Below are 9,587 nucleotides of genomic sequence, written 5' to 3' on the forward strand. Positions count from 1 at the left end.
AATTTCCCGATCAAATGACATTATTCATATTTTCCATTTACGCTAACTTTGGCAGCCTTTCTCTATTACATACCCTTATTATCACCAACCATCATATAAATGAGGCACACGGCTTGTAAAAACAGGGATGGCTTTTCTAGTCTCAGTTACCCTTTCTAAATGAATAGTTCCATAGAGTTTCGCCTCTGTTTCTGGCGGTCCTTGTGTTACTATTTTCCCCGTTGGCTCAATAACCAATGATTCACCGGCAAATTGGGTTTCATCGCAAGTACCTGAACTATTCGCAGATATAATGTAACACTGATTCTCAATTGCACGCGCATATTGGAGATACTTCCAATGTTCTGCTCTTGACGCTGGCCATTGAGCCACAACATATATCACTTCCGCACCTTGAAGGGCCAGAGATCTTGTTATTTCCGGAAAGCGAAGATCATAACAAATAATCAAGCCCATCTTGATTCCATCTATATGAAAGATCTTTGCCTTTTCTTTACCTCCTTGTAAATAAACCGGTTCATTTAACATTGGGACTAAATGAATTTTGTCATATTGATAGACCAGTTCCCCTTTTCGGTTAAATACATAACTGGAATTATAGATGCCATCTTCTTTACGGTTAGCTATAGAACCACCAATAATATTGATACTATATTCTTTGGCGATATTACTTAAAAAAGGAATAGTTTCTGCGCCATTATTATCAGCTATTTCTTCTAACTTATCTAACTTATAACCAGCATTCCACATTTCTGGTAAAACAATTGTATCAAGGTCATTATCCTTTGTTACATACTGTACCCAGTCGAAAATTTTTTGACGGTTATGTTCTGGGTTGGCAACAATAACATCCATTTGAAAGATAGCATGTTTCATGAGGTATTCACCTTCTTTACACTTTTATAGCTATTTTAGCATGGTGAATTCACATTTTAAACTCAAGCAGGTTCAAGGAATATGAACAGGTGAATTGGGAACAATGGAAATGAATCACAAATCGGAGGTAAGTACATTGAAAAATAAGAATAAACAAACAAATGAAAAAGAAACGCTGACAAATCAGCAAGGTCATCCTGTAACAGATAACCAAAATGTTCGAACAGTGAACAATCGTGGGCCAATGACACTTGAAAATTATGATTTTTTAGAAAAAATCAGTCATTTTGACCGTGAGAAGATACCAGAACGCATTGTTCATGCCAGAGGTGCCGGTGCTTATGGTTATTTCCAATCATATGGAACAGTGAATGGTGAGCCTGTTTCCAAGTATACTCGTGCGAAAGTTTTCACAAATACGGAAGTTCAGACACCTGTCTTTGTTCGTTTTTCCACAGTTGTACATGGCAAACATTCTCCGGAAACCTTGAGAGATCCACGTGGCTTCGCCATTAAATTTTATACAGAGGATGGAAATTGGGATTTAGTCGGAAACAATTTAAAAATATTCTTTATTCGTGATCCACTGAAGTTTCCTGATATGATTCATGCTTTCAGACCAGACCCTGTTACCAATGTTCAAAACCTTGAAAGAATGTTTGATTTTATCAGTATGTCTCCTGAAGCATTACATATGGTAACATTTGTCTTCTCACCATGGGGAATTCCAGCAAATTACCGTCATATGCAAGGATCAGGAGTTCACACATACAAATGGGTTAATGATGAAGGAAAGGCAGTGCTGGTTAAATATCACTGGGAGCCAGTGGATGGGATTAAAAACTTAACACAAGAAGAAGCAAATAAAATCCAGGCAACTAATTTCAACCATGCAACCCAGGATCTATATGAAGCGATCGAAAAGGGAAATTACCCGGAATGGGAGCTTTATGTGCAGATTATTGAGGACGGCGAACACCCTGAACTTGATTATGATCCATTAGATCCAACAAAACTCTGGTACAAAGAGGATTTCCCTTGGCATAAAGCAGGGAAGTTAGTATTGAACAAGAATCCGGAGAATTTCCATGCAGAAGTAGAGCAAGCGGCATTTGGTACTGGCGTATTGGTTGATGGACTTGATTTTTCAGACGATAAACTGCTGCAAGGAAGAACTTATTCTTATTCAGATACCCAGCGCTATCGTGTAGGGGCAAACTATCTGCAGCTGCCGATCAACCGTCCAACTAAAAAAGTTTCGACAAATCAGACTGGCGGACAAATGGATTTCAGACAAGATTACGCTGAACATAAAAATCCGCATGTTGATTATGAACCTTCCCTGACTGATGGCCTAAAAGAAGCAAAAAACCCTGGTGTAGAGCATGAGCCATATGTTGAAGGAAACCTGCAAAGAAATGCTATTTCCCGGGAAAACAATTTTGGACAAGCGGGAGAAACCTACCGTCGCTTAAATGATTGGGAGAGAGACGAATTAATTAAAAACCTTGTGTCTGCCCTGTCAGGATGCCAGAAAGAAATCCAGGATAAAATGGTGGAGATGTTCTATCAATGTGACCAGGATTATGGCAAAAGAGTAGAGGTTGGATTAAAGAACAGCATATCAAGCCAAGCGGATAAAATGGAAGATGCCGTTTCGAAAGCTGATCAAATGGGGCATGTATCTGATCCGTATTAAATGATAATAGCGAAGCTCTTTTTTTGAAGGGCTTCGCTATTTTTATGTGTTAAGAATTATTAACAGGTAATGAGATTTGTTGATTCTAATGCCTCTAATTGCTGATTTTTTTCGACTTGGAGGCATTTAACCGCCCTTCGTTAATGTTTACCTTCAATGATTTACTCAGTGCAATATTTTACCACTTTTTGATAAGACAAGTCACCGCCAAAAATATCTAACGCACTGCCGATTGTCACATCTAATTTTCCTTTTGAAAGCTTCCGGAATGATTCCAAGTCTTCTAATGATCGGACACCGCCAGCATATGTTGTTGGAATTGAAACCCAACCTGCCAATTTTTCCACAAGACTTGCTTCCATTCCACTTCTTTTTCCTTCTACGTCTGCAGCATGAACAAGAAATTCATCACAATACTCTTCCAACTGGCTGATCGTTGCTGGAGTAATCTCAATATTACTGAACTTTGTCCAACGATCAGTAACAACAAACCATTTTCCATCTTTTTTCTTACAGCTTAAATCAATCACTAACTTGTCTTTCCCTATAACAGACACCAGTTGCTCAAGCCGGTCTTGCTTCAATTCCCCATCCTGAAAAATATATGATGTGACAATAACATGAGATGCCCCGTTCTCTAGATAAAACAATGCATTATCTGCATTGATTCCCCCACCGATTTGGAGGCCCTTTGGATATGCCTGAAGTGCTTTAATTGCAGCTTCCTGATTGCCATCACCTAACATAATCACATGTCCACCAACTAAGCCGTCCTGTTGGAACATGCTGGCATAATAACTGCTGTCATATTCCGAAACATAATTTTCTACAACTGGCTTTCCTTCATCATTTAATGTCTCTCCAACAATTTGCTTTACTTTTCCCTGGTGTATATCAATACATGGTCTGAATTTCATCATAGCCAATCCCTCTCATTCTCTAGCGATTTCTCTTAAGCATATTGTAATAGAAAAAACCATATTAAGAAAGGTGCTGACAACCGCAGCACCTTTTCCATTTTAAATAAAACCTCTTTCATATTGAACTGGTATTTCTATTTCTTGCTTTAATTGGTGTGCAGCATGAATCGTCCAGTAAGGATCGCGCAGCATTCCACGTCCTACCGCTACAAGATCTGCATCATCATTACAGATGGTCGCATTCGCAAGTTCCGGATTATCCAGATTGCCGACAGCGATTACCGGTACTTCAAATGCTTCTTTCACAGCCCTTGCGAAAGGTACCATATATCCGGCATGTGAGCCTGGGTTACGGGAAGGGGCAATTTTTCCTTCTCCTCCTGCACTAATGTGGAAAATATCTACTCCTGCTTCTTTATATTTTCTTGCAAGTTCTATTCCACCTTGTAAATCGTATCCATCTTCAGCAAACTCGGTGGCTGAAATTCTCATAATGAGCGGCATGTTATCAGGCATCACACTTTTGGCAGCCTGAATTACTTCGACACCGAATTTTGATAATTCTTTATATTCATCATCTCTGTGGTTTGTTAAATGGGAATGAAATTGGTGAATTAAGTATCCATGAGCACCGTGTAATTCAATGGTATCAAAACCTGCTTCAACAGCACGTCGGACTGAATGACGGAATTTTTCCACCATTTCTTTTACCTCTTCAGTGGAGAGGGCTCTCGGTGTCTTATATCTTTCACTAAAACAGATGGCTGATGGTGCAACAGGGGTCTCAGCATCTTCTGCTTTTCTTCCTGCATGCGCGATTTGAATACCGATTTTTGCTCCTTGCTTATGAACAGCTTCTACTATTTTCTTATATGCCGGCATTTGTTCATCTGACCACAAACCTAAACAGTTGTTGGAAATACGGCCGTCTGGTTCCACATTTGTCATTTCTACAATAACAAGTGCTGTACCGCCGATTGCCCGACTGATATAGTGAGTATAATGCCAGTCATTTGGTGTACCATCTTGTTTCGTTACTGAATACTGACACATTGGCGGCATGACGACACGATTTTTCAAACTTAGGTTTTTTATATGAAATGAGCTGAATAACTGATCCATCATTTAATTCCTCCTTTTGAGTTATTAACCTATTCAGTATAGCAATTTCCGTTTTGTTATTCACTTAATTAAACCAGGACGAACACAATATGATATGATTAAATTATCCAGACAATAAGGGGTAAAAAAATGAACGATAATCAATACTTAAAATCAGACTGCGAAAACTGCTTTGCTTTATGCTGTGTCGCCTTACCATATATGCAATCAAATGAGTTCGCATTTAACAAAGCTGCTGGTGAGCCTTGCCGCCACTTGCAGAACAACTTTTTATGCGGCATTCATCAGGAGCTTAGGAATAAAGGTTTCAAGGGATGTACTGTATATGAATGCTTTGGGGCAGGACAAAAAGTAGCACAGCAAATATATCATGGAGAAAACTGGCGGGATAATCCGGAAACAGCTGAGGAAATGTTTCTTGTTTTCCCTAAGGTGCAACAGCTTCATGAAATTCTGTATTATTTGAATGAAGCAGCTCAGCGAACAGAAACTCAGCCAATTCACGGAAAACTGATGGAAGTCTTTGCTAAAATAGATTATTATACAAAATTAGAGGCAGAAGCAATCCTGAAAGTGGATATTAGTGAACAACGTGCAATGGTTAATCCAATATTAATGAAAGCTAGCGAAATGGTGAGGAATGAATATAAACAGAATACTAGATTGCCACTAGAGTTAATTGGTGCTAACTTACGCAATAAAAAATTGGCTGGGATGAATTTTCGCGGTTCCCTTTTGATTGCGGCAAACCTTAGTGGTGCTGATCTAAGAGGAGCAGATTTCATCGGTGCAGATCTGCGTGATACCAATTTGAACGGAGCCAACTTAGATAAGTGTATTTTCTTAACGCAAACCCAATTAAATGCCGCAAAGGGTGATCAGAACACCATATTGCCGGTACACCTTCATAAACCAGCACACTGGTTGAAAGCCAGTTCTTAATATTGTTGGGAGTTTATAGTCCGTTTCCCCTCTCTAGACTCCCAACAATTTCTTGCAACTGAAACAATATTGCTGTCTATCTTAGTTGCTAATTTATCCTTCCACTTCACACCTAGTTCTTTTATCTCATTTTCTTAAAAATAAAATTGATAACGCTCCCAAACATTGACCAATAAATACTAAACCTCTATAATCCGATTAGGTAAAAGGTCATAATACTATTTAAATTATATGGATATTTTTACCTAAACATCTTATGGAGGTTAACAGAATGAATAAAAGATTGGCTTTATTTTTGTTATTAGTTTTTATCATCACTGGCTGTTCCAGTAATGAACAATCATCAAGCACAAGTGACCGGCTGAAGATAGGTGTGATGCTGTCAGATGTAGGACTTGGTGATCAGTCTTTCAGTGACTCTGCTTTTAGCGGGTTAGAACAAGCAAGGGATGAATTGGGCATACTATTCGATTATCGTGAACTAGCTGACGTTGGTGATTATGAAACCGGTCTTGAAGCGCTTATTCAAGAAGATAATGATCTAATTATTGGATTAGGCTATATGATAGAAGATGCACTAAAGAAAGTTGCTGAGAAATATCCCGAAAAACAATTTGTCATAGTCGATAGTAAAGTTGATTTACCTAATGTTACTAGTGTGACATTTAAAGAACATGAAGGAAGCTTTTTAATAGGTGCTGTTGCAGGCATGAATTCTGAATCCAATATTGTCGGATTTATAGGCGGCGAGGATACTCTGCTGATTCGTAAATTTTTAAATGGCTATAAACAAGGTGTTGCAGCAACAAATCCCGATGCTGTAGTTGTTGAAAGGTTTGCAGGAGATTTTGGCAATGACAAACTTGGGGAACAATTGGCAAAAGAACTTATTGATGAAGGTGCTGATTACATCTACCCTTCTGCTGGTTTTACTGGTGTCGGGGTAATTCATGTTGCACAGCAAGAAGGGGTTTACTCTTTTGGTGTAGATACTGATCAATATAACCTGGGTGAGAAAACAGTTGTCACTTCGATGCTGAAAAATATTGATGTGGCAATGAAAATGATCGCAGAAGAGCTAGTAGAAAACGGCAATCTTACCACTAAACATTTAAACCTGGGGTTGAATGAGAATGGGGTAGGAATCGCACCAATTCGTATAATCTCTTTAACAAAGGAAGAACAAAAACAATTAGAAAATCTAACAAATGACATCCAGTCGGGTGCCATTACAGTTACTGAATAAAAGAGAGAGTGAAGAATAATGAAACTGAAGCACCAACTTGGTCTGATTACTTTTATACCAATAGTCATCGCTAGTATAATCATCGCCATTATTGCATGGCAGATGACATATATTCAGTCATCTAACTCAGAAAATGTGGAGAAGTTAGTAGAAGTAGAAAAATTCAAAAATGCTCTTATTGCGGTTGAACAGGAATTAACGAGTTTTTCATTGAACCGAACAGATGCTGTCGCTGATTCTGTTCTTTTGAAATTAGAAGATGCACAATTGATTTTTGACAGACTATCAGATGTAAGTAATCAAGCAGAAAAAGAACAATTAAAAAAAATCGAACAAAAATTATCACCTTTAATAGAGGAAGTCCTTATTGCAGTTGAAGAAAAGGATAGTGCTGAGGCGAAACGGCAATCGATTCGGACACATGGGATTCAAAATGATATCTATCTTTTGCAATTAATGATTGAACAAAATTACCAAAAGGCACAAAGTGATTTAAAAGCAACAGTAGATTCGATCATGTTATTCGCCATTATCTCTGCACTGCTCTTACTTATCGGAACAGGTATTTTTTCAATGATGATGACAAAAAGGTTAGTGAATCCTATTACTTTATTAACAAACTTTGCCGGCCATATAGCAAAAGGGGATCTAACCCAGATACTGCGTAAGACAAGTCGAAAAGATGAGATTGGTACATTACATAACAGTTTTGTGCAAATGCGAGAGGATCTTGCCAGACTAATTAATAGCCTTATGGATACTTCTCAAAGCGTAGCAGCTTCCAGTGAACAATTAAGCGCAAATGCAGATGAAGTATCCCATACAACTGAACAAATTTCCAAAACAATTCAAGAAGTATCGATTGGCTCTGAAAGCCAATTAGATAGTGTAGAGGAAGCCTCTTCAAATGTAACATCCATCTCTGAAGATATTGATTCCATCTCTGAGCGTATCAAGCTAGTTATCACCTCTTCCGATGATGCAACTTACCATTCGACTAACGGGTTAGAAGCAGTGAACCGAGTTAACGAACAAATGGATATTATTAATAGAAACACCGAAAAGACAAGCTCTATAATAGAAAGCCTGGAAAATCACGCGGTAGAGATTAATGAAATAGTTTCTATGATAACTGAGATTGCTGAACAGACAAATCTACTTGCTTTAAATGCCAGTATAGAGGCAGCCCATGCAGGAGAACACGGCAAGGGATTTGCAGTAGTTGCAGATGAAGTAAGGAAGCTCGCTGTAGAATCGAATAACTCCGCGAAACAAATTAATGAGCTGATTGATAAGATTCAAACAACAACGAAGCAGGCAGTGAATTCCATGACTAGAAGTTATAACGCGGTGAAAGACGGCTCTACACTTGTTTCCAAAACTAATAATGCGTTCGACCATATCACTACATCTGTTGAAAGTGTACGAAAACGAATGGACCAGGTCACAGCATCATTGGGGCAAGTTGTTTCTATTAAGGATAAGCTTATAAGTTCTATACACCATGTTTCAGCGATCACAAAAGAAACCTCTTCCCATTCCCAGGAGGTTGCACGTACAACAGAAGAACAAACGGCAACCATACAAGAAGTTTCAGCAGCAACAAGAACATTGGCAGATATGGCGCAAGAATTACAAGAAGAGATTAGTCGCTTTAAAATTTAGTTGCTTTAATAACTAGTAAATCCTTTCAGTCAGAAATAACCGATGCAGTTAATTGCTTCGGTTATTTCCATATATATAATAAGTTAAACTCTCTATCCAGAGTCACACTTTCCAATTAGGCGCATAAATTAGACAGACACCTAATTAAAAAGGAAGTGTACACATGTTTTATCATATTAAGGAATTACAATATCCCGCTAAACCTGATCGTCCTGATCCACTTTTTGCTAAGCAATTGCAGGAAGTGCTTGGTGGACAGTTCGGGGAGATCTCTGTAGCGATGCAGTATTTGTTTCAAGGTTTTAATTTAAGAATGGAAGGCAAATATAAGGATTTACTGTTTGATGTTGGAACAGAAGAAATTGCCCATGTTGAAATGTTAGCAACAATGATTGCACGATTGCTAGATAATGCACCGATTGGAGATTTAGAAGAAGCTTGTAAAAATCCGGTATTGGGTGCAGTAATTGGCGGAATGAACCCACAACATGCCATTGTCTCTGGTCTTGGCGCAATGCCTGCAGATAGTGTTGGTAACCGCTGGACAGCAGATTACATCATAGCCAGCGGAAATTTGCTTGCTGACTTCCGAGCGAATCTAAATGCTGAGTCTCAGGGACGTCTGCAAGTTTCCAGATTGTATGAAATTACGTCAGACAGAGGGGTAAAAGACATGCTCTCCTTCCTTATTGCCCGTGATACAATGCATCAAAATATGTGGCTGGCAGCAATTGAAGAGTTAGAGCAAAAAGAAGGTGTTGTCGTTCCATCCACTTTCCCGCGTGAATTGGAAAAACAACAAGTAGCTTATGATTTCTATAATTTCTCACAAGGTGAGGCATCTGCTGAAGGAAGATGGGCATATGGGCCAAGTATGGACGGTTGTTCAGAATTCCGTTATATTCAAAATCCTCCTGCTTATGGAGATATCCCTAAACTTAACCCGGCACCTGCCTACACATTTGATACGAACTTTCATATCCCGCCATCATTATGTTAATAAGCATTTCATCCCTTTGCTCAAAGGGATTTTTTCTTTTATTGATCCCTCCATTCTCAAACTGAGTATCCCCTTCTCTTCTTCCTTCTTTTTTCTCGGTAGATCATTAATTTCATT

Annotated in this window: 8 protein-coding genes; 5 read left to right on the plus strand and 3 right to left on the minus strand. The window is 38.6% G+C overall.

The window, feature by feature from the left end; all coding sequences use genetic code 11:
* Positions 1–81: 81 nt before the first annotated feature.
* Positions 82–876 (minus strand): carbon-nitrogen family hydrolase, encoded by a 795-nt coding sequence (locus tag F9U64_RS16570; RefSeq protein ID WP_153406026.1) that lies wholly within the window; start codon positions 874–876, stop codon positions 82–84.
* 109 nt (positions 877–985) lie between these two features.
* Between F9U64_RS16570 and F9U64_RS16575 the strand changes: the two genes are divergently transcribed.
* Positions 986–2,575, plus strand: coding sequence for a catalase (locus tag F9U64_RS16575; RefSeq protein ID WP_194287417.1), 1,590 nt, complete (start codon positions 986–988; stop codon positions 2,573–2,575).
* A 161-nt stretch (positions 2,576–2,736) separates the two neighbouring features.
* Here F9U64_RS16575 and hisA read toward each other — a convergent pair whose 3' ends face one another.
* Together hisA and F9U64_RS16585 are read right to left on the minus strand one after the other, a co-directional pair.
* The gene (gene hisA / locus F9U64_RS16580; RefSeq protein ID WP_153406035.1) at positions 2,737–3,492 is read right to left on the minus strand and encodes a phosphoribosylformimino-5-aminoimidazole carboxamide ribotide isomerase; all 756 of its coding nucleotides are present in this window, start codon (positions 3,490–3,492) and stop codon (positions 2,737–2,739) included.
* A gap of 102 nt (positions 3,493–3,594) precedes the next feature.
* Positions 3,595–4,617 carry an NADH:flavin oxidoreductase/NADH oxidase gene (locus F9U64_RS16585; protein WP_153406036.1) on the minus strand — a complete coding sequence of 341 codons (1,023 nt, stop codon included), beginning with the start codon at positions 4,615–4,617 and terminating at the stop codon, positions 3,595–3,597.
* 129 nt (positions 4,618–4,746) lie between these two features.
* Between F9U64_RS16585 and F9U64_RS16590 the strand changes: the two genes are divergently transcribed.
* The 4 genes from F9U64_RS16590 (at position 4,747) to F9U64_RS16605 (ending at position 9,470) form a co-directional block, all read left to right on the plus strand.
* Positions 4,747–5,559 (plus strand): pentapeptide repeat-containing protein, encoded by an 813-nt coding sequence (locus tag F9U64_RS16590; RefSeq protein WP_153406028.1) that lies wholly within the window; start codon positions 4,747–4,749, stop codon positions 5,557–5,559.
* A 271-nt stretch (positions 5,560–5,830) separates the two neighbouring features.
* A complete protein-coding gene (locus F9U64_RS16595; RefSeq protein ID WP_153406029.1) occupies positions 5,831–6,805 on the plus strand; it encodes a BMP family lipoprotein in 975 nt (324 codons plus the stop codon).
* Between the two features lie 18 nt (positions 6,806–6,823).
* Positions 6,824–8,470 carry a methyl-accepting chemotaxis protein gene (locus F9U64_RS16600; protein WP_153406030.1) on the plus strand — a complete coding sequence of 549 codons (1,647 nt, stop codon included), beginning with the start codon at positions 6,824–6,826 and terminating at the stop codon, positions 8,468–8,470.
* A 163-nt stretch (positions 8,471–8,633) separates the two neighbouring features.
* On the plus strand, positions 8,634–9,470 hold the full coding sequence (locus F9U64_RS16605; RefSeq protein ID WP_153406031.1) for a manganese catalase: 837 nt from the start codon (positions 8,634–8,636) through the stop codon (positions 9,468–9,470).
* Positions 9,471–9,587: the final 117 nt, after the last annotated feature.

The organism is Gracilibacillus oryzae (genome assembly GCF_009498735.1).
Lineage (GTDB): Bacteria > Bacillota > Bacilli > Bacillales > Amphibacillaceae > Gracilibacillus > Gracilibacillus oryzae.

Coding starts and splice junctions, on each gene's coding strand:
- F9U64_RS16570 (WP_153406026.1), bottom strand. CDS start 876: ATGAAACATGCTATCTTTCAAATGGATGTTATTGTTGCCAACCCAGAA.
- F9U64_RS16575 (WP_194287417.1), top strand. CDS start 986: ATGAATCACAAATCGGAGGTAAGTACATTGAAAAATAAGAATAAACAA.
- hisA (WP_153406035.1), bottom strand. CDS start 3,492: ATGAAATTCAGACCATGTATTGATATACACCAGGGAAAAGTAAAGCAA.
- F9U64_RS16585 (WP_153406036.1), bottom strand. CDS start 4,617: ATGGATCAGTTATTCAGCTCATTTCATATAAAAAACCTAAGTTTGAAA.
- F9U64_RS16590 (WP_153406028.1), top strand. CDS start 4,747: ATGAACGATAATCAATACTTAAAATCAGACTGCGAAAACTGCTTTGCT.
- F9U64_RS16595 (WP_153406029.1), top strand. CDS start 5,831: ATGAATAAAAGATTGGCTTTATTTTTGTTATTAGTTTTTATCATCACT.
- F9U64_RS16600 (WP_153406030.1), top strand. CDS start 6,824: ATGAAACTGAAGCACCAACTTGGTCTGATTACTTTTATACCAATAGTC.
- F9U64_RS16605 (WP_153406031.1), top strand. CDS start 8,634: ATGTTTTATCATATTAAGGAATTACAATATCCCGCTAAACCTGATCGT.